This is a genomic window from Methylomonas sp. MS20 (assembly GCF_050275925.1).
GTDB classification, from domain to species: Bacteria; Pseudomonadota; Gammaproteobacteria; order Methylococcales; family Methylomonadaceae; genus Methylomonas; species Methylomonas koyamae_A.
In genome coordinates, this window is record NZ_CP189962.1 from 3,494,614 (window position 1) to 3,512,997 (window position 18,384).

At 52.9% G+C, this 18,384-nt stretch carries 22 protein-coding genes; 17 read left to right on the forward strand and 5 right to left on the reverse strand.

Annotation, left to right across the window (positions count from 1 at the left end; genetic code table 11):
* Positions 1-6 precede the first annotated feature (6 nt).
* Genes ACQE3D_RS15570 through tnpC form a run of 3 tightly spaced genes read left to right on the forward strand, consistent with a single transcriptional unit; the run spans position 7 to position 2,331 of the window.
* On the forward strand, positions 7-414 hold the full coding sequence (locus ACQE3D_RS15570) for a transposase (RefSeq protein ID WP_231883784.1): 408 nt from the start codon (positions 7-9) through the stop codon (positions 412-414).
* Positions 390-740 carry an IS66 family insertion sequence element accessory protein TnpB gene (tnpB, locus tag ACQE3D_RS15575; RefSeq protein WP_313727828.1) on the forward strand — a complete coding sequence of 117 codons (351 nt, stop codon included), beginning with the start codon at positions 390-392 and terminating at the stop codon, positions 738-740. Before ACQE3D_RS15570 ends, tnpB begins: the two co-directional genes overlap by 25 nt.
* A gap of 31 nt (positions 741-771) precedes the next feature.
* A complete protein-coding gene (tnpC, locus tag ACQE3D_RS15580; RefSeq protein ID WP_427550982.1) occupies positions 772-2,331 on the forward strand; it encodes an IS66 family transposase in 1,560 nt (519 codons plus the stop codon).
* A gap of 250 nt (positions 2,332-2,581) precedes the next feature.
* Here the strand turns inward: tnpC and ACQE3D_RS15585 are convergent, their stop codons facing one another.
* From ACQE3D_RS15585 to ACQE3D_RS15595, 3 genes are all read right to left on the reverse strand, one after another.
* Entirely contained in the window at positions 2,582-3,058 is a 477-nt protein-coding gene (locus tag ACQE3D_RS15585) for a VOC family protein (RefSeq protein ID WP_313729809.1), read from the reverse strand.
* A 380-nt stretch (positions 3,059-3,438) separates the two neighbouring features.
* Entirely contained in the window at positions 3,439-3,579 is a 141-nt protein-coding gene (locus ACQE3D_RS15590; RefSeq protein WP_313729808.1) for a hypothetical protein, read from the reverse strand.
* Positions 3,580-3,581: 2 nt separating this feature from the next.
* Complete coding sequence (locus tag ACQE3D_RS15595) at positions 3,582-4,508, reverse strand: LysR family transcriptional regulator (protein ID WP_313729807.1); 927 nt, start codon at positions 4,506-4,508, stop codon at positions 3,582-3,584.
* Between the two features lie 167 nt (positions 4,509-4,675).
* Between ACQE3D_RS15595 and ACQE3D_RS15600 the strand changes: the two genes are divergently transcribed.
* The 10 genes from ACQE3D_RS15600 to ACQE3D_RS15645 all read left to right on the forward strand — a co-directional run bounded on the left by ACQE3D_RS15600 (position 4,676) and on the right by ACQE3D_RS15645 (position 14,149).
* Entirely contained in the window at positions 4,676-5,404 is a 729-nt protein-coding gene (locus ACQE3D_RS15600; RefSeq protein ID WP_168031589.1) for an SDR family oxidoreductase, read from the forward strand.
* 50 nt (positions 5,405-5,454) lie between these two features.
* Positions 5,455-6,543, forward strand: coding sequence for an alkene reductase (locus tag ACQE3D_RS15605; protein WP_313729806.1), 1,089 nt, complete (start codon positions 5,455-5,457; stop codon positions 6,541-6,543).
* Between the two features lie 52 nt (positions 6,544-6,595).
* Entirely contained in the window at positions 6,596-7,387 is a 792-nt protein-coding gene (locus ACQE3D_RS15610) for an SDR family NAD(P)-dependent oxidoreductase (RefSeq protein WP_281020831.1), read from the forward strand.
* 66 nt (positions 7,388-7,453) lie between these two features.
* A complete protein-coding gene (locus tag ACQE3D_RS15615) occupies positions 7,454-7,867 on the forward strand; it encodes a GFA family protein (RefSeq protein ID WP_313729805.1) in 414 nt (137 codons plus the stop codon).
* A gap of 30 nt (positions 7,868-7,897) precedes the next feature.
* Positions 7,898-8,893 carry a Gfo/Idh/MocA family protein gene (locus ACQE3D_RS15620; RefSeq protein ID WP_313729804.1) on the forward strand — a complete coding sequence of 332 codons (996 nt, stop codon included), beginning with the start codon at positions 7,898-7,900 and terminating at the stop codon, positions 8,891-8,893.
* Positions 8,894-9,482: 589 nt separating this feature from the next.
* Positions 9,483-10,328, forward strand: coding sequence for a DNA adenine methylase (locus ACQE3D_RS15625; RefSeq protein ID WP_313729803.1), 846 nt, complete (start codon positions 9,483-9,485; stop codon positions 10,326-10,328).
* A 13-nt stretch (positions 10,329-10,341) separates the two neighbouring features.
* Entirely contained in the window at positions 10,342-10,992 is a 651-nt protein-coding gene (locus ACQE3D_RS15630) for a hypothetical protein (protein WP_313729802.1), read from the forward strand.
* Complete coding sequence (locus ACQE3D_RS15635; RefSeq protein ID WP_313729801.1) at positions 10,989-12,173, forward strand: DGQHR domain-containing protein; 1,185 nt, start codon at positions 10,989-10,991, stop codon at positions 12,171-12,173. Before ACQE3D_RS15630 ends, ACQE3D_RS15635 begins: the two co-directional genes overlap by 4 nt.
* Positions 12,174-12,626: 453 nt before the next feature.
* Positions 12,627-13,634: a patatin-like phospholipase family protein gene (locus tag ACQE3D_RS15640; RefSeq protein ID WP_313729800.1), complete on the forward strand. Its 1,008-nt coding sequence runs from the start codon at positions 12,627-12,629 to the stop codon at positions 13,632-13,634.
* 323 nt (positions 13,635-13,957) lie between these two features.
* The gene (locus ACQE3D_RS15645; protein WP_419866216.1) at positions 13,958-14,149 is read left to right on the forward strand and encodes a phage integrase; all 192 of its coding nucleotides are present in this window, start codon (positions 13,958-13,960) and stop codon (positions 14,147-14,149) included.
* Between the two features lie 138 nt (positions 14,150-14,287).
* Here the strand turns inward: ACQE3D_RS15645 and ACQE3D_RS15650 are convergent, their stop codons facing one another.
* Positions 14,288-14,689 carry a type II toxin-antitoxin system MqsA family antitoxin gene (locus tag ACQE3D_RS15650; RefSeq protein ID WP_064028737.1) on the reverse strand — a complete coding sequence of 134 codons (402 nt, stop codon included), beginning with the start codon at positions 14,687-14,689 and terminating at the stop codon, positions 14,288-14,290.
* Positions 14,690-14,691: 2 nt separating this feature from the next.
* Positions 14,692-14,988 (reverse strand): type II toxin-antitoxin system MqsR family toxin, encoded by a 297-nt coding sequence (locus ACQE3D_RS15655; RefSeq protein ID WP_064028735.1) that lies wholly within the window; start codon positions 14,986-14,988, stop codon positions 14,692-14,694.
* Positions 14,989-15,465: 477 nt separating this feature from the next.
* Here ACQE3D_RS15655 and ACQE3D_RS15660 point away from each other — a divergent pair, with 477 nt between their 5' ends.
* The 4 genes from ACQE3D_RS15660 to ACQE3D_RS15675 all read left to right on the forward strand — a co-directional run bounded on the left by ACQE3D_RS15660 (position 15,466) and on the right by ACQE3D_RS15675 (position 18,379).
* A complete protein-coding gene (locus ACQE3D_RS15660) occupies positions 15,466-16,695 on the forward strand; it encodes a tyrosine-type recombinase/integrase (protein WP_313729799.1) in 1,230 nt (409 codons plus the stop codon).
* Between the two features lie 78 nt (positions 16,696-16,773).
* On the forward strand, positions 16,774-17,301 hold the full coding sequence (radC, locus tag ACQE3D_RS15665; RefSeq protein WP_427550984.1) for a RadC family protein: 528 nt from the start codon (positions 16,774-16,776) through the stop codon (positions 17,299-17,301).
* A gap of 13 nt (positions 17,302-17,314) precedes the next feature.
* Positions 17,315-18,058 (forward strand): hypothetical protein, encoded by a 744-nt coding sequence (locus ACQE3D_RS15670; protein WP_313729797.1) that lies wholly within the window; start codon positions 17,315-17,317, stop codon positions 18,056-18,058.
* Positions 18,059-18,157: 99 nt separating this feature from the next.
* Entirely contained in the window at positions 18,158-18,379 is a 222-nt protein-coding gene (locus ACQE3D_RS15675; RefSeq protein WP_313729796.1) for a helix-turn-helix domain-containing protein, read from the forward strand.
* Positions 18,380-18,384 lie beyond the last annotated feature (5 nt).

Consider the following 18,384-nt stretch of genomic DNA (forward strand, 5'->3'; position numbering starts at 1 on the left):
ACACCTATGAAGGAGCATAACACGCGATTATCGCGGCCATTAATCGTGGGGCACGGGCGAGACGGCCGTTGCCTTTATGATCCGGAAGCCAAGCGGGAGCTAGTGAAAGTTTGCTTGCATTCGGGCACATCGGTTGCCAAGATCGCTCTGCAATACGGTATCAATGCCAATCTGCTGCGCAAGTGGATGGGGCATTACCGAGAAACAGGACATCCGAATCCGAACAGTCCATTAACGTTGCCGGCTTTTGTGCCCGTTCAGTCGCTGAGCGCAGAGAAACCGGCTGAGTCAGCGCTCAGTGCGGAGTTGCCCAACGGCGTTAAACTCGCGTTACAGCCTGTCGCACTGAGCGACCTGCCGGTGATTTTGAAGGCGTTGGCCGAGCTGCCATGTTTCGTTTCGACGCAGGATTGAAGGTCTACCTGCACCGCGAGCCGGTCGACGGCCGCAAGGCCATCAATGGTTTAGCGCTGCTGGTTGAGCAGGCATTAGGCTTGAATCCGTTCGAGCCGGCCATCTACGTGTTCAGCAACCGCCGGCGGGATCGGATCAAACTGCTGTTGTGGGACCGCACCGGTTTTTGGTTGATGCTCAAGCGGCTGGAAGCCGACCGTTTTCACTGGCCGAAAGAGGCAGCAGTTGTGATGTTGACGGTCGAGCAACTCCACTGGTTGTTAGCCGGTATTGACTTGGCCGCGATGCGGCCGCATCCGGCACGAACCTATACCCAAGTGGGCTGAAACGCGGATGTAAAGCCGGTAAAATAACGGCATGACGCCCACCATCACGCTGTCCACCGAAGACTACCAAGCCTTGCTGGCCGAGCAGCAACGGCTGGCGAGTCAACTGCGGTTGGTGACGGTCGAGCGGGATTTATTGAAAGAACGTGTGGATGCCTTTCTGCATAGGCTGTATGCCGCAAAATCCGAGGCGCGGGCCAATCCGGCCCAGCGCGACCTGTTCCTGAACGAAGCCGAAGTGTTGGCGCCGAACGGTGCTCCAATCGCCGAGGAAGCCACGCCCGAAGCGGTCGAGGTGGCCGGTCACCGCCGTAAGAAACGCGGTCGCAAACCGCTCGATCCGCATCTGCCGCGTGAGATCGTGCGCCATGAATTAGCGGAAGCCGAACGCATCTGTGCGCATGACGGTACTCGTCTGGTGGAAATCGGCGCTGAAATCAGCGAGCAGCTCGACATCGTGCCGCAACAGGTGCGAGTCATTCAACATCACCGCGTCAAATATGCCTGCCCGTGCTGCGATGAAAGCATTCGCGTGACGCCGGCACCGGTTCGCATCATCCCCAAAGGCTTACTCACCGAAACGGCATTAGCCTGGGTCGTCACCGCCAAATACCAGGATAGCCTGCCGCTGTATCGGCAAGCCGCGCTGTTGAGCCGTTTCGGCGGCGATCTGTCGCGCAACACGCTGGCGGCTAGCATGGTGCGGGTTGGCGACGCAGTGCAACCCATCATCAACTTGCTGCGCGACCATCTGCTCGATGCCGATCTGATCCTGGGCGACGAAACCGTGGTTCAAGTGCTCAAAGAATCCGGCCGAGCCGCGCAAAGCAAAAGCTATCTGTGGGCACAAATGACCGGCTCCGGACCGCCGATTCGGCTGTTCAGCTACACGCCGGGGCGCGGCGGAACGCATGCGCAGCCGTTGTATGAAGGCATCAAACCCGGCGCGGTACTGATGAGCGACGGCTATGAGGTGTATAACGCCATTGCAGCCAGCCGGGGTGCGATTCACCTCGGCTGTTGGGCGCATGCGCGGCGTTATTTTGTCGAGGCCGAAGCCGCCATTCCTAAAGCCGCGCGTGGCCCGGAGCAACTGGCGACGCAGTTTATCGCGGCGATGGGTGAACTGTACGCGATTGAAACTCAGACGGAAGACCTGAGCGTCGAACAGCGTGGGCAGCGGCGCCAGGAGCAAAGCCGACCGGTTTTGGTCAAAATCGAAGCCCTGCTGCTACAACATCTGCATGCGGTAATCCCCGGTAGTTTGCTGGGCAAGGCTTTGCATTACTTGTCATCGCAGTGGTCCAAACTGATCCGCTTCGTCTACAACGGCGCTTGGCCCATCGACAACAACCTCTGCGAAAACGCCATACGCCCCTTCGTGGTGGGCCGCCGCAATTGGTTGTTTTGCGATACGGTGGCCGGCGCCCGTGCCAGCGCTAATCTTTACTCGTTGATCGAAACCTGCAAGGCCAATAGCGTCGACCCTTACACCTATCTGGTCGATCTGTTCCGAAAGCTTCCCACCGCAAAAACTGTCGAAGAGTTCGAAGCGCTGTTGCCTTGGAATCTCGACGCCCTAACGGACTAATCGCACGCCAACGGTTAAGTCATTGTCCGTTTCAGTTCTAGTGCGTCCTTCAAAGATCGCTTACGATTCATGAGCTGCGATAAGGGATAAACCAGTCATTCATTAGAAATGCGAAGCGGCGCATTCCGCCTCCCATCCGCCGCAGGAAACGCGGATTCCGCAAAGCGCTTGGTCCAATGAACGGTCGCACCATTCGCGTTCTGTTTTCCCAGTTCTCCGATGGTATTTCGCCAATCGGCGGATTGCCAGCTCAACCGCCATCCGCCAGCGGATTCTCTCGATCGGTCTGTTGCCCAAGTTGCTGGGCCAAGCCAAGCAGTATGCCTTCGGGACCCCGAATGTAGCAGAGCCGGTAGCTGTTTTGATAGTTGACGACCTCGTCGACCACGGTCGCGCCGAGCAGACCAAGCCGGGTCAGCGTGTCGTCGAGGTTGTCCACGGCAAACATGACGCGCTGGTAACCCAGCGCATTGACCGGGGCGGTACGGTGATCGGAAGCCACGGCTGGGGCGTCGAAACGCGCCAGCTCGATGCGGCCGTGGCCGTCCGGCGTAAGCAGCATGGCGATCTCGACGCGCTGGCCGCGCAAACCGGTGACTCGCCCGGCCCATTCGTCGTCGATATTCATGCGCCCTTCCAGAATCAGGCCGAGTTCCAAGAAAAATTCAACGGCGGCATCGAGATCGGCCACGACGATGCCGACATTGTCCATACGCTTAACAGTCATCAGGTCTCCTAGGTATTTGCTATTCCGGCCTCGCAAAGTTTAAACGGCCGTGCGCCTCCGGAAAGACCGCCGGTCTTTCGGCAAGCACGCACGGTTAGAACCTTTAAGGGCCGGCTCAATCACGTTAGCGGCGGACCGCGTTATGCGGCTTCACCGCAGCCGGCCGTCTCGATGGCTGGCTTGACGTCCGCTTAGCGATCAGGGAAGTCCGGATTGTTGGCGCCCTCCCCTCCCAGAGAAAACCGTCTAAGCCGGTGACATAGCCGAAATAGTCGCCCATATGCCGATAAGTTAAACCGTTCGTGGTGAGCTTGTCGAACCACGGACGGATTAACCCTCCGCCCGTCAACCGTGCTCGGGACGAACGGTTAATCCTTAACTTAACCGGGTTGCTCGCCGCCCAAGTCCATGGATTGCGCCTGCTTAGTAACCATTGCGCCGAAAGCTGCAACACGCCCAAGCAACGCATCGGCTTCGGCCAAGCGCCAATCGAACGAGTCCGGCGCCGGCAATCCCGCCATCGTTAGGGCCGCGAGGGCGCGAGCGCTTGCAAATGCGGTGTCATAACGCCTTCCAGCCAACACATGAAGACCTGCACGCGCCGGGACAGGTGGCGGCGGTTGCTGTATAGCAGCGTGACCGGCAGCGGTTCGGCCCGGTAGTCCGGCAAGACTTCGATCAGCTCGCCGCGCTGCAGGTAGGGTTCCAGGTTGGGTTCCGGTCCCTGAATCATACCCAAACCGGCCAGACAGGCGGAGAAATAGGCGATGGAGCTGTTGACGGTCAAATTGCCGGCCATCGGCAGATTGCGGACCTCGCCGCTGGCGACATCGACATATTCGAAGCCGGCGGGTTTGCTGCCCAGGCTCAAGGCGTAATGTATCAAGCGATGTTCGGCCAAATCGGCCAGGGTTTGCGGGATGCCGTAGGCGGCGGCATACGCGGGACTGACGCAATTCAATTGCCGATAGGCGCCCAAGCGGCGAGCCACCAAGCGCGAATCGGAGATGGTGCCGGCCCGCATTACGCAATCGAAGCCTTCGGCGACGATATCGACTAAGTGGTCGGTAGCGCCGAGTTCGACTTCGACGTTCGGATAGCGGGCCATGAATTCCGGCAAGCGCGCCATCACGATGCCGGCCACCGCGCCGACCGACATATCCACCCGCAGCCGGCCGCGCACGTCGGCCGGATCGATCCGGAACATGTCTTGCAGTTCCTCGGCGTCTGCCAGCCATTCCAGGCAGCGTTGGTAAAACACCTGGCCATCCTGAGTCATTTGCACCCGCCGGGTGGTGCGGTGCAGCAAGCGAATGCCGGTTTGGTTTTCCAGCCATTGCACGGCCAACGAGGTCGAGGCCTTGGGCAGGCCTAAATCCGCCGCGGCCTGCGTAAAACTGGCCGCTTCGGCGACCCGAACGAAGATTTTGATCGCGTCGAGTTGATTCATCTTGGAGGACTGGTTTCCTGAAAAAGCGATTGGGCAACGCCGTATGAATAGTTAGAAATTTTGAACAGTGTTATCGGCATTTGCCCGTTTATCCGATGAAATCCTAAAAATATACTGAATTCCGTCTATTGCAACCGGCGCGCTGGCGCCGCAAAACGGAGGTTCGGATGGCAAAAATCGCTTTAATCACCGGCGCGTCGCGCGGCGTCGGCAAGGCCGTCGCACTGCGCCTAGCGCGAGACGGCTTCGACGTCGCGGTCAATTACGCCGCGAACGCCCAGGCCGCCGAGGAGGTCGCCGCGCAAATTCGCCTGATCGGCCGGCAAGCGGTGGCTTTGCCCGCCGACGTCAGCGATCCGGCGCAAGTCGCCGAGTTATTCGCCAACGCCGAGCGAGCGCTGGGGCGCATCGACGTGCTGGTTAACAACGCCGGCATCATGAAATTGCAAATGCTGGCGGAAACCGACGACGCCGGCTTCGACGATATCGTCGCGGTCAATTTGAAAGGCACGTTCAACACGCTGCGCCTGGCGGCGACACACTTGAACGACGCAGGCCGCATCGTCAATTTTTCGACCAGCGCGATCGGCCTGGCCTTGCCCGGCTATACGATCTACAACGCCGCCAAGGCCGGGGTGGAAGCCCTGTCCCGCACCTTTGCCAACGAATTGCGCGGCCGCAATATTACCGTGAATTGCGTCGCGCCGGGACCGACCGATACCGAATTGTTCTTTCACGGCAAGACCGCCGAGCAAGTCGAACGTTTACGCAAGCTGCCGCCACTGGAACGCCTGGCGACGCCGGACGACATTGCCGCCGTCGTCGCGTTTCTGGCCGGCCCGGACGGCGGCTGGATCAACGGCCAAGTCCTGCGCGCCAACGGCGGACTGAATTGAACCCAACAACCGCTTTCAACGACAAACACAATCTAAACCAGGAGTAAGCCATGTCCAAGCAACTATTAACGTCCTTTCAATTGCACGATTTAACGCTGAGCAACCGTGTGGTGCTGGCACCGTTGACTCGCGCCAGGGCCGGCCAGGAACGGCTGGCCAATGTCATGATGGCCGAATATTACCGGCAACGAGCCTCCGCCGGCTTGCTGATCAGCGAAGCGACATCGATTTCCGAACAAGGCTTGGGCTGGGTGAATACGCCCGGTATTTACAGCGATGCGATGGCGCAAGCCTGGCGCCAGGTGACCGACGCGGTGCACAGCCGGGGCGGCAGGATTTTCATGCAACTGTGGCATTGCGGCCGGGCCTCGCACAGCAGCTTTCACGGCGGACAACCGGCCGTCGCGCCGTCCGCGATCAAACTAAGCGGCGATTACATTCACACGCCGCTAGGCAAACAGCCTTACGAAACGCCGCGCGCGCTGGAAACCGCCGAATTGGCCGGCGTCGTCGAGGATTATCGGCGCGCCGCCGAGCGCGCCTTGCAGGCCGGCTTCGACGGCGTCGAAATCCACGCCGCCAATGGGTATTTGTTGGACGAATTTCTGCAATCCAAAACCAATCATCGCGACGACGCCTACGGCGGCGGCATCGCCAACCGCTATCGCCTGCTCGGCGAAGTGTTTGCCGCGATCGCGACGGTCTGGCCGGCGCACCGCATCGGCGTTAGACTGTCGCCCAACGGCGCCTTCAACGACATGGGTTCGGCCGATTACCGCGAGCAGTTCGCTTACGTCGCTCAACAACTCGACCGACTCGGCCTGGCCTATTTGCACGTGATGGACGGCCTGGGCTTTGGATTTCACCAACTCGGCAGCGCGATGACCTTGAGCGAATTCCGCGAATATTTCCACGGGCCGCTGATGGGCAACTCCGGCTACGATCAAGCCAGCGCCGAGCAAGCCATCGCTTCCGGCGCGGCCGACCTAATCGCGTTCGGCCGGCCGTTCATCAGCAATCCGGACCTGGTGGAACGCTTTGCCCGGAACGCGGCATTGAATCCGGAAGCCGATGTCGCCCACTGGTACACACCGGGCGGCGCCACCGGCTATATCGATTTCCCCTGCTTGCAATATTAATCGGCTAGTCTCGGCCAGTCAGAACCATCAGCACAATCGATCAGGAGTCTTCATGGATTTGCAATTACACGACAAAACCGCGTTGGTGACCGGCAGCACCGCCGGCATCGGCTTCGCCATTGCCAAGGCGCTGGCCGGCGAAGGCGCGAACGTCATCGTCAACGGCCGATCGGCGGCGTCGGTGGCGCAGGCGATCGAAGAACTCGCGCCCTGCGCCGCCAACCAGTTGTTCGGCTTTGCCGGCGATTTGTCGCGAGCCGACACGGCGGACGCCTTGCTGGCCGCCCATCCCCAGGTGGATATTTTGATCAACAACCTCGGCATCTTCGAACCGGTGGCCTTCGAAGACATTCCTGACGCCGACTGGCGCCGGTTGTTCGAAGTCAACGTGCTGAGCGGCGTGCGCCTAGCCCGACTGTATCTGCCGGCGATGCGCGCCGCCGACTGGGGCCGGATTGTGTTCATCTCCAGCGAAAGCGGCGTGCAAATCCCGGCGGAAATGATTCATTACGGCATGACCAAGGCCGCGCAGATCGCGGTGGCGCGCGGCTTGGCCGAACACGTGGCCGGCACCGGTATCACCGTCAATTCGGTGTTGCCCGGCCCGACCCGCTCGCGCGGCGTCGGCGATTTCGTCAACCAACTGGCCGAGCAACAAGGCATCAGCTTCGAGGCCTTCGAACAACAATTCTTCGAAACCGTCCGCCCGACTTCGTTGATCAAACGCTTCGCGACGACCGACGAAGTCGCCTCGCTGGTCTGCTATCTGGCCAGTCCGCTGGCCGCGGCGACCACCGGCGCCGCGCTGCGGGTTGACGGCGGCGTGATCAAAAGTGCATTCTGATTGTCAGTCCAACTGCGACGACCGGGCGAATTTGCCGCCCGGCCGTCGCCATTTTCCGGAGGTCCAATGTCCGAAGTCACGTTAAACGGCGGTTGCCTGTGCGGCGCCGTGCAATTTCAAGTGCGCGGCGAGCCGCAACGTTTTTACCACTGCCACTGCCGCCGCTGTCGCAAGGCCAGCGGCACCGGCCATGCCAGCAATCTGATCATCGGCGACGCAACGCTGAGTTTCACTCAAGGCGAAGGCTTGCTGAAGCGCTATAAAGTACCGGACGCCCAACGCTTTGCCCGCCAGTTTTGCAGCGAATGCGGCGCGGCGGTGGCTCGCTTCGTACCGGAATTGAACGGCGTGGTAATTCCGGCCGGCGCACTGGACGATGCCGCGCCGATCCAGCCGCAAGCGCGGATATTCTGGGATTCGCGCGCCGATTGGTCTTGCGACGGCGACGATCTGCCGCGTTACGCCGAATATCCGGTGTAAACGCCGTCCGGCGGTTTAGTTCTCGCGGCAATGGGGATCGTTCTCGACGAGGTACGCTGGGGCATGATCGGCTGCGGCGCGGTGACCGAACGCAAAAGCGCGCCGGCCTTCAACAAGATCGAGCAGTCGCGGCTGATGGCGGTGATGGGCCGCGATGCCCGCAAGGCGGCGGATTACGCGGCGCGCCACGGTGTCCCGCGATGGTATGCCGATACGGAGGCGCTGATGGCCGATCCGGAGGTCAACGCCATTTATGTCGCGACGCCACCGTCCAGCCACGCCGAATACGCAGTGCAGGCCTTGCAAGCCGGTAAACCGGTCTACGTCGAAAAACCGATGGCCTGCCGCTACGCCGAATGCCAGGCCATGAACCAAGCCGCCAGCGCCGCCGGCCTGCCGCTATTCGTAGCCTATTACCGGCGAGCCTTGCCGTATTTTTTGCAAGTCAAAGCGCTGTTGGATGCCGCCGCGATCGGCACGGTATTGGCGGTCAACGTGCGCCTGGTGCAATCGCCGCGCCCGGCCGACCGCAATCCAAACAGCTTGCCGTGGCGGGTAAACCCGGCCGTGGCCGGCGGCGGTTACTTCTTCGATTTGGCCTGCCATAGCTTGGACCTATTGGACTTTTTACTAGGCGCCATCGTCGACGCCCAAGGCTGCGCCGAAAATCGCGGCGGACTTTATCCGGCCGAAGACACCGTCGCGGCATCTTTTAAATTCGCAAGCGGCGCGCTGGGCACGGGTTTCTGGACCTTCACCGCCACGGACGCCGGCCGAAGCGACAGCGTCGAAATCCTAGGCACTACCGGTACGATCCGCTTCTCGACTTTTGCCTTCACGCCGATCGAGCTGGAAACTCCTACGGGCACCCAACGCTACCTGCCGCCGAATCCGGAAAACATCCAATTGCACTTGATCGCCGCCATCGTCGCCGAACTGCGCGGCCAAGGCCGCTCGCCGTCGAACGGCACCAGCGCGGCCCGAACCAACTGGGTCATGGATTGCATCACAGGCGTTGGACAGTAATCGAAATTTGCTGGATTGGGTTAGCTCTACCATCTTGATTAACTTGTGTTTGCCAATCGCGACAATCGGGATATAACCGCGATTCAACCAGCCTTCGAGGACGCCGGAGAGGATGCCGGTTATCTCGCGGAAGCGTTCCCGATGCATAACCGGGACGACGTCCGGCAAGGGCCATTGTTGGGCTTGTTCCATGTTTTCGGGCATTTGAGTTAGTATTAGTGCTGGTTGGGTTACAGGCAAAACATGGTGACTATGTTTGTACGCCACCATGAAAACCTTGCGCGAACGACTTTTAAAGGCAATTGACTTTAAAAGGGAAGCTTCAAAATCTTTAGAAGAGACGGCAGGCGTTGCCCGTGTAAAGTGGTCATACATCAAGCACAAAGACCCAATTTGAGCCAACGAAGAAGAACATTTGGAAGCAGTATTAAGCTATAGCCTGAATACGTATTATCGATAGCCACAGAACAGACCAACCCAGAAACCGGACAAATCAGCCCAGAACTGGAGGAAACTAGACAGAGCTGGGTAACTGCGGAGAAAGCGTTAGCTAAATAATGGAAGGGCTGTTATTCAGCCAAGGACAGAAATGAGTAGTAGTTACAAAGATAATATAGATTACCGAACAATTAATTCACCGCCAGGAACACTACCCTTTCTTAAATGGGCAGGTGGAAAAAGATGGATAGCTAATCGTATAGTTGAGTTAGCCAAACCATTTACTGGCCGATATATCGAACCATTTCTTGGAAGTGGCGCAGTATTTTTCTCATTAAATCCAGAAAAAGCTCTCCTATCAGACATTAATTCTGAATTAATTAATTCTTATAATATAGTAAAGAACAATCCTGAGTACGTTTTTAATCTATTAAAAGAGCATCAGAAAAATCATTCAAAAGACTATTATTACAAGATCCGCAGCCTTAAACCAAAATGTAACATTGAATTGGCGGCTCAGTTTATTTACTTGAACCGCACGTGCTGGAACGGACTATATAGAGTAAATCGTAGGGGTGAATTCAATGTTCCAATTGGAACAAAGTCAAGCGTACTGATAAAAACTGACAACTGGGTTAATTTATCCAATGCTCTAAAATCAGCAAAAATAGTTTGCGCTGATTTTGAAAACTCAATAAACACCGCAGTAAAAGGTGATTTAATTTTTGCAGATCCGCCTTACACAGTCAAACACAACTTAAATGGATTCATAAAATATAATGATGCTCTTTTTTCTTGGAACGACCAAATTCGCCTACATGGCGCCTTAAAAAGGGCTAAAAATAGAGGTGTTAAAACTATTATAACAAATGCAAACCACGCTTCAATTCGAGAGCTTTATCAAGAAGATTTTGTTTTGGAATCAGTTACACGATCAAGCGTATTAGCAGGTTCGGCGGCACATCGTGGACGGTATGAAGAATTATTGATTAGATGAGGCAAATATGATAATGGAAAAAATAACGCTTTACATGGATAAATTCATTTCTTTAATTTCTAATACATGGCTAATTGGCGCGCTTTTTAAAGCCGGAAGAAAGACATACGCTGAAGCACTATATGAATTTTCATATTTAATTTGCTGGTCAATACTTCCATTTGCTTTGGGGACTCTTACTTTATATGTAACTACTGATTCAGGTTCAGAACAAAAAGATTTATATGAATATGGTATAAGCACCTTCAAAAATGGTGAACTTTTAGTATTCACCATATCAATGCTTGCACCAATATTGTATTTAATAAATTACGACCCAAATGAAAATAGACCCTTTCCGCATAAATTACCGATTTCAACAGTCGTAACACTGATTGTAGTAACAAGCGCTGCCCTTTTTGCACTAATGAAAGCTCATGCGGTAAAGGAAAATGAATTAGTTTTTACAATATCGGTAATATTAACATTAATTGCCTTAATCTTCCGTTATTTGGCACTTGTTTATCACAGATTAAGGACGCCTCCAGTTAATGAGATGGACTTAAGGTCTAGTGAAGTTTCGTTTGTCAACCAATATCGGACACATATTGAAAATCAAAAAAGCAATAGTGAGCAGACAAATTTTACGACGGAATTTGAAAAACATTTAGGGAATCAACAATGAGCTTATTAAAACACGAAGAAGATATTGTTGAATTTACTGTTAATGCAATAACAGTAAAACAACCAATTGGCGATTTCTTAATAGCCTCAATTCCCTCGAATTTATTATGTGATATCGCCCATTTCGATGTCCGACGCATGCTAAAAGAACGAGACATTGAAACATATCTTGGAATACAACGCCCACTTAGCCCATCAAGAGTGACCGAACTTCAAACGTATGTTAGAACCCTAGATGCATGCTTTCCTACAGCAGTAATTCTGGCCATAGAAAGTCGTTGCGCGAGCTTCGACGCAGACAAGAATAAACTTACGCTGAAAAATGACCCAAATCCAGAATGCGAATTAGAGCCAATTTACTATCGCAGCATTGCAAAAGTCTTAGATGGGCAACATAGAATTGCAGGCTTAATAGGCTATCCCAACGACAACTTTGAGGTAAACGTAAGCATTTTTATTGACATCGACATTGAAGATCAAGCCTATATTTTTTCCACCGTAAACCTAGCTCAAACCAAAGTAAATAGAAGCCTTGCATATGACTTATCAGAACTGAGTAAAACTCGAAGCCCACAAAAGACTTGCCATAATATCGCCGTTGCTTTAGACCAACTTAAATCTAGCCCAATGTTTCAAAGGATTAAGCGGCTTGGAACCGCTACGCCAGGTCGTAATTTTGAAACACTAAATCAGGCAACATTTGTTGAAGCTTTATTAAAACTTATCTCGTCAGATCCTAGTTTAGATCGCGATATTCTAAAACGTGGGAATCGACTACCAACCCCAACTCAAATTGAAATTGAAAAACACCCGCTAAGACCATTTTTTGTAAATAACGAGGATATGAAAATAGCGGATATTTTATTTCGCTATTTCGAATCAGCTAGAGATAGATGGCCTAATGCATGGGAATCAAAAGAAAAAGGTAAAATCCTTAATAAATCCAATGGATTTAGAGCACTTATGCGAGCTTTGAAAGTAATTTTAACCGATGAATTAGTTGCGTATAAAAAAATACCCACCAAAGAAGAGTTCGACAATTTGTTTGCAAAAGTTCAATTAGATGATGAAGACTTTACTATCGATAATTTCAAACCAGGCACTAGCGGAGAAAGCGAGCTATTCCACAAACTAATAGATGACATGAGAATTTCAAAACAAACAAATTTATTTTCCAATTAACTTATGAGCGTTAAAAAACTCGAATCCGGCGAATGGTTTGCCGATATTCGCCCAAACGGGGTTGGCGGGAAGCGGTACCGGAATAGCTTTCCGACCAAGGCGGAAGCCTTGCGTTGGGAGGCTTGGGTTAAGGCGAACAAGACGCAACGGCCGCACTGGGAACCACCTCCTAAGGGTAGCCGACGGCTTCCGGGGTTAGTGGATAAATGGTACGAGGCGCGGTTGGCGTCAAATGGAAGGATTTATATTAGTCATAATTGCGTAACACTCGCTTGATTAAAATGGACGTATTAGAAACGGCTGAGCGATAACTGCCAGCTTCTTTAGTGATTGCTGTCGAACAAGCCTTCATGATAGAGACCGGAAATCTTATTTGATTCAAAAATCAATAAGGCAAGCCTCGCAAAATAAATTTATTCTAATTTCCAACAACACTAATAAGGGGAGTGGGTCATGGCTAAAAGAGTAATTTTGCAAGTTGACGGTGGCGGCATTTTGGGGATTACGCCCGCCATAGTTTTACATCGACTGGAAACCGATTTAAGAGCGAAACACGGCAATAATCATTTTCTGCTGCGGGACATGCTGACTTTGTGCTGCGGCACGAGCACCGGCGCGATTATGGCGGGTTTTGTGGCTGCTGGGGTCGATGCGGCGAATATTGATAAGTTTTATTCGATTGACGGTGTCGATCTTTTCAATAATAGCAAAAATCCGATTTACACCCGATTTTTAAAGCCAAAGTTTCAACGGCAGCCTTTCATCAATAAGTTGAATGCTATTTTGCAAAGCTTTTCGGCATCTCAGAATGCCAATGTTACGCTAGGCCAGTTGCCCAACACTTTGAGGCTGATGACGACGGCTTATAACCTCTCCAGCCATCGAACACACTTCATTAAGTCTTACGATCCACACGACCAAAGCATTCAACTCGCCGATGCGATTGCATGGTCGGCATTGTCGGCGGCGTACTATTTCGGCAAGATCAATGTACCAAATTACACCTGGACACGTTTAGACAACAGCACTCCGCCCAACAGTTATCCGGAAGCAGGCGCATCGTTTCAAGACGGCGGACAAGGCACACAGAATTGCACGCTGGACTTTGTGTTAGCGGAAATTCTAGCGCAAGGCTGGGAGCACGACGACGTTGTTATTATTTCGCTCGGTACTGGAAGCAAAACCAAATTCACGCCTTATAGCCAATCGAAAGACATTTCTGACATTGGCCAAGCGATTAAATTTATCGCCAATCAGGCGCGCGACGAATCGACCACGGTTCAGGAGATGGCTGCGAGGTATATCTGCAAAAAGCTGCCGAATATTCAATTGTTCCGCCTGGATTATGAGAGCCCCGAAGATTACGACCTGGACGATACCGATCATGTCGACGTGTATAAAAAAGGCGCGCAACAAATCATTGCCAGTTCGGAGTATGGCAACTTAGTCGGCTTGCTTTAAGTTGGATTGGGAAACCTTCTTACACGACGAGTATTAGGAAACAGGATTCGAGCGAATGGTTTGCCGATATTCGTCCGAACGGGATTAGCGGTAAGCAGTATCGGAAGAGCTTTCCGACGAAGGCGGAGGCATTGCGTTGGAAGGCTTGGGTTAAGGCGAGCAAGATCCATCGACCGGATGGGGAGCAGCAACCGAAGGATAGCCGGCGTTTGTCGGAGTAGATTGACACGTGGTATCAGTCTTAAGGCCGGCATTTGAAGGACGGCGAAAACCGGCTGTTGATGATCCAGAACATGTGCGGCCGGTTGTAGAATCCAAGAGCCATCGAGATCGACGCGGATTTGTTTTTAGTATATCGCAAAGAGCGATTAGCGGCCGGCGTGTCGGCCAATACGATCAATCACGAGCAGACTTATCTAAACGCGATTTTTAACGGCTGGGCCGCTTGGGCGACTGGTTGGAGCCTAATCCTATCGGCAAGGTCAAGAGGCTTAAAATTGACGAATTCGAGCTGAAGTATTTGAGCCTGGACGAGATTAAATAGCTGTTGACGATGTTACAGGCATCTAAGAGCAACGCTTATGCTCAATGACTGCGGCTTTTTATCTCTGAGTGCCCCGCCGGTGTCCCACGGGACAACGCCCAAAACTAGGCTAAGCAGTCCGAACTTCGTCCAACAAATCCGGGTGTCGGTCTAGGACTTTTAGAAGTTTGACCAGCGCCAGCGGTGGCTTGGTTTTGCCGTTCTCGTAGCGGGAAAAGGCATTGATACCGCCACCGAAAATCTCCGATGCTTCCTTTTGGTCGAGTGCCAATTTTTTGCGGACGCTGGCAATAAAGCTGGGGTCAACAATCGACGCATTGACCTGCTTGTTGAATTCAATCATCAAAGCCATCGTGCGCCGGGATTCGTCGGCATCGGTAATCACTTCATCGCAGGCCGGGCAAAATTCGCCGGTTACGTCGGGAATCATCGTAGACTCGCCTTTGTAGATGTAAGGCATGTCTCGGGTATCCCCCACCAGCTCGGCAGCGCCGCAAGACGGACATTTCATAATCACAACTCCTTAAACGAAACGACCAACACATCATCAACGACAGTTAATTTCAAATAAACATCGCCGGCCACAGTTTTAGGCCGGTAAACATCCTGCCAAACCTTATGGTCGGCATGGGTGCTCATGCTTTGGTAAAAATCCGCTCCAGTTAACTCCAGGATTACCGCCAGCATGTCATCAAAATCAAATCCCAAAGCCGCCGCGCCTTCTCGTGCGCTTTTAGTCGTTCTAATCTTACCGTCGGCAATTAGTGCCTTGATAACCGACAGTTTACAATGGGGTGTTTGTTTCTCCATGCCTGAGATATTAACCTAATTGGTTAGTTCCAACAAATCCGAAACCACGCCTTAATGCTGTGCTATCCAAGCCTCGAAGCTGTCGGCATCTATCAACACCTTGCGACCAATACGGTTTTGTTGGTGCGGATTAGGCGCATTTTTTGGAAAAAATCCGGCCCATTGTTTTGTGGAGTGTTGCGATTTTTATTTCGAATTGTCCGATCAGTGTCCCAAGCAATAAAAAAGGCCTAGGTGAGGAACACCTAAGCCTTTGATATATGGAGCTGGCGATGGGACTCGAACCCGCGACCGGCTGATTACAAATTTGAAGGCCCGCTATTTTCTGCTGATTAACCAACCTTAACTAAGCTTTACAAATCAACAAAATCAACCTATTATCAGCCTTACGGGGTTACACGAAATTTAATCAAATTTAACCTACTGTGTAACCCCGGCGTAACCCCGGAATAATTTGTAACCCCAGAGGGTGGGAACATGGCAGATAACAAAATCAACTTTACCAAGGCCGCATTGGATGCCCTGCCCCTACCGGAAGCCGGCAACCGGGCGACCTACCACGACACGAAAACCAACGGTCTACAGTTGCGCGTCACCAGCAACGGCGCAAAAACCTTTTCCTTGTTTCGTCGGGTTAAAAACGGAAGCCCCGAACGTGTAACGTTAGGCCGTTATCCGGATATGACAATCGAGCAAGCCCGAACCGAAACCACCCGGCTTAATGGCTTACTTGTTCAAGGCATTAACCCCAACACCGACGCCAGAGCCTTAAAGACCGAAACCACCTTACAAGACCTGTTCGACGACTTTTTACAGCATCGGCGCAACAAGCGCGGCGCTTTCCTTTCCGAGAAAACCAAACGAAGCTACCGCTACGACTTCGGCCTGTATCTGGGCAAGTGGGGCAAGCGCAAACTGTCGCAATTCAAAGACACCGACTTCGGCAAGTTACATGCTGAAATCGGCAAGGAACACCCCACCACGGCAAACCGCGTAATCGCGATGGCTTCCAGCCTATTCGGCTATGCTGCCGAGCGTAAGCTATTCAAAGGCGCGAATCCTGCCCACGGTATCAAGAAATACCCGGAAACCAAGCGCGACCGCTTTTTGCAGTCCGACGAACTGCCGGCATTTTTTACCGCCCTGGCCGAAGAAGCCAACGACACCCTACGCGATTACTTTTTAATTTCCCTGCTGACCGGGGCGCGGCGCTCGAACGTGCAAGAAATGCAATGGAGCCAGATAAACTTTGACCGAGCCGAGTGGCGCATACCCACCACCAAAAACGGCGAGCCGCAAACCGTCACCCTATCCGCCGAGGCGCTGGAAATCCTACGCAACCGGCAAGCCGATAAAGCTGGCGTGTGGGTGTTTCCTGGCACTGGCGCGACTGGTCATTTAGTCGAGCCTAAGAAAGCATGGCGGCGCGTATTGGATCGGGCCGGAATCGACAACTTACGGATTCACGACCTACGCCGCACCCTGGGAAGCTGGCAAGCCAAAACCGGCGCGTCATTGGTGATAGTCGGGAAAAGCCTTAATCACAAGTCAGCATCAACAACGGCGATTTATGCGCGGCTTGACCTTGACCCCGTGCGCGAGTCAGTAGACCGGGCAACCGGCGCAATGCTGGCCGCTGCCGGCTTGAAACCAGCGGGCGAAGTGGTGGAAATCACAACCCAAACAAAGAAGAAAACCGGGCGATAGTTGCCCAAAATCGGGCCGGCAAGTGTTACGAGCACCTACCGACCCTAACCACAACCGCACCTTACAGGAGGCGCAATCATGGCTAAAAAGCATTCTACAGAAACCAAGGCGCTAAAGCTGCCGTACTTTGTCACCGATACCGCCGGCAAATATCGGGCGCGGCGAGCCTTGACCGAAGAGCAAATCATCAAGGCGGCTTCGGTACTGCTAAACAAGGCTGTTTTTAGGGAATCAGCCATAACTAGCCCGGACATTACCCGCGCCTATCTCAAAGCCCGATTGCGTGGCCTGGAGCATGAAGTATTCGTTTGCCTATACCTGGACAACCAAAACCGGGCGATTGAGTGCGAAGAGCTTTTTAGAGGCACGATAGACAGCGCGGCGGTCTATCCGCGCGAAGTGGCGAAGCGATGCCTACAGCTTAACGCGGCGGCGGTCATTTTCGCCCACAACCACCCGAGCGGTATTAGAGAGCCAAGCCTGGCGGATAAAGCGATAACCAACCAACTGAAAGCATCGTTGTCCCTGTTTGATATTCGCACCCTTGACCATTTCATTATTGGCGACGGCGAGCCGCTATCGTTTGCCGAGCGCGGCTTAATTTGAAGGGGCGACCAAAGTGTCAAATAAAGGCGAAGAATTCCCAGAAGACCGCCTAAAAATCCTGGAGTTTGAATTTAAAAATTACCGCACACCTCGCAGCAGGCCTGGCGAAGCTGTTAAAGAAGCGATAATGATTTGTATCGAATACGAAATACCAAGCCCCGATTGGATTCATGACGGCATGTATTATTTAAAACGTGACTTTTTCCAGGACCAAGCTGACCAACTGGAAGAGGCCTATAAAACCGGCAATCTTGGAGCGTTAAAAGAGATGGTTTACTGGTGCGACCACGAAAACCAACCATTGCCGAAATGGGCAGCAAATGGCCTTTACGATGCCGTTAACGCGCTGACGACCGATAACAAACTCAAATTAAAATCCTGGCGTGATTGGTTTAAGAAATACCGACAAAACATGAAGGACTTTGAGATTTATGACACCATCAAAGAAGCGCGGGGCGAATATCTCGAATTAGGCGACGACAGAAAACCGGTTGCGTGGAGCGATGTTTACGAGGTGGCCGGGGCGATTATCGAAAACCAACCCCCGGAAAACTTAGAAATCAGCGAAAACACAATAAAAAAAGCCTACCAACGAGTAATAAACGGGCTAGAAGAAAACCCGCTTCAATACAAAATCTTGCACACCTTTCAATTTAGAAAACCGCGCGAAAAACTACTATTCAATCCCAAGCTTTGGCAATGGATCAACGAAACCTTAAAGGCTGGCAATCCGAAGAAGAGCAGAAAACGCAAATAATCGATCTAGGGTAACGAACCACCCCCGCCCGTTACCTTATTACAATTTCTTAGCTGAATAAAAATACACCATCTTCAACCAACCTATAGAGGTTTTAAGATGGTTAAACCGACCACCCCCAAACCAAACACAGCCAAAGACGCGATGCTAGACAACGCTTCGGCGGCTGAATATCTCGGTATATCAGCCGGCACCCTTGATGTTTGGCGCTCAACAAAGCGCTATGCAATCCCGTTTATCAAAGTCGGGCGGCTAGTGAAGTACCGGCAATCAGCACTTGATGCTTTTCTTGAATCTCGCACCCACGGCGCGGAGGTTTAAGTATG

Bases quoted from the DNA above. Each gene is read 5' to 3' on its own strand.
- radC (WP_427550984.1), top strand. From the start codon at position 16,774: ATGGCTAAAAAGCATTCTACAGAAACCAAGGCGCTAAAGCTGCCGTAC.
- ACQE3D_RS15600 (WP_168031589.1), top strand. From the start codon at position 4,676: ATGGCAAAAATCGCTTTAATCACCGGCGCGTCGCGCGGCGTCGGCAAG.
- ACQE3D_RS15595 (WP_313729807.1), bottom strand. From the start codon at position 4,508: ATGAATCAACTCGACGCGATCAAAATCTTCGTTCGGGTCGCCGAAGCG.
- ACQE3D_RS15590 (WP_313729808.1), bottom strand. From the start codon at position 3,579: ATGGCGGGATTGCCGGCGCCGGACTCGTTCGATTGGCGCTTGGCCGAA.
- ACQE3D_RS15585 (WP_313729809.1), bottom strand. From the start codon at position 3,058: ATGACTGTTAAGCGTATGGACAATGTCGGCATCGTCGTGGCCGATCTC.
- ACQE3D_RS15655 (WP_064028735.1), bottom strand. From the start codon at position 14,988: ATGGAGAAACAAACACCCCATTGTAAACTGTCGGTTATCAAGGCACTA.
- ACQE3D_RS15615 (WP_313729805.1), top strand. From the start codon at position 7,454: ATGTCCGAAGTCACGTTAAACGGCGGTTGCCTGTGCGGCGCCGTGCAA.
- ACQE3D_RS15610 (WP_281020831.1), top strand. From the start codon at position 6,596: ATGGATTTGCAATTACACGACAAAACCGCGTTGGTGACCGGCAGCACC.
- ACQE3D_RS15605 (WP_313729806.1), top strand. From the start codon at position 5,455: ATGTCCAAGCAACTATTAACGTCCTTTCAATTGCACGATTTAACGCTG.
- ACQE3D_RS15570 (WP_231883784.1), top strand. From the start codon at position 7: ATGAAGGAGCATAACACGCGATTATCGCGGCCATTAATCGTGGGGCAC.
- ACQE3D_RS15635 (WP_313729801.1), top strand. From the start codon at position 10,989: ATGAGCTTATTAAAACACGAAGAAGATATTGTTGAATTTACTGTTAAT.
- ACQE3D_RS15675 (WP_313729796.1), top strand. From the start codon at position 18,158: ATGGTTAAACCGACCACCCCCAAACCAAACACAGCCAAAGACGCGATG.
- ACQE3D_RS15640 (WP_313729800.1), top strand. From the start codon at position 12,627: ATGGCTAAAAGAGTAATTTTGCAAGTTGACGGTGGCGGCATTTTGGGG.
- ACQE3D_RS15630 (WP_313729802.1), top strand. From the start codon at position 10,342: ATGGAAAAAATAACGCTTTACATGGATAAATTCATTTCTTTAATTTCT.
- ACQE3D_RS15650 (WP_064028737.1), bottom strand. From the start codon at position 14,689: ATGAAATGTCCGTCTTGCGGCGCTGCCGAGCTGGTGGGGGATACCCGA.
- ACQE3D_RS15625 (WP_313729803.1), top strand. From the start codon at position 9,483: ATGAGTAGTAGTTACAAAGATAATATAGATTACCGAACAATTAATTCA.
- tnpB (WP_313727828.1), top strand. From the start codon at position 390: ATGTTTCGTTTCGACGCAGGATTGAAGGTCTACCTGCACCGCGAGCCG.
- ACQE3D_RS15620 (WP_313729804.1), top strand. From the start codon at position 7,898: ATGGGGATCGTTCTCGACGAGGTACGCTGGGGCATGATCGGCTGCGGC.
- tnpC (WP_427550982.1), top strand. From the start codon at position 772: ATGACGCCCACCATCACGCTGTCCACCGAAGACTACCAAGCCTTGCTG.
- ACQE3D_RS15660 (WP_313729799.1), top strand. From the start codon at position 15,466: ATGGCAGATAACAAAATCAACTTTACCAAGGCCGCATTGGATGCCCTG.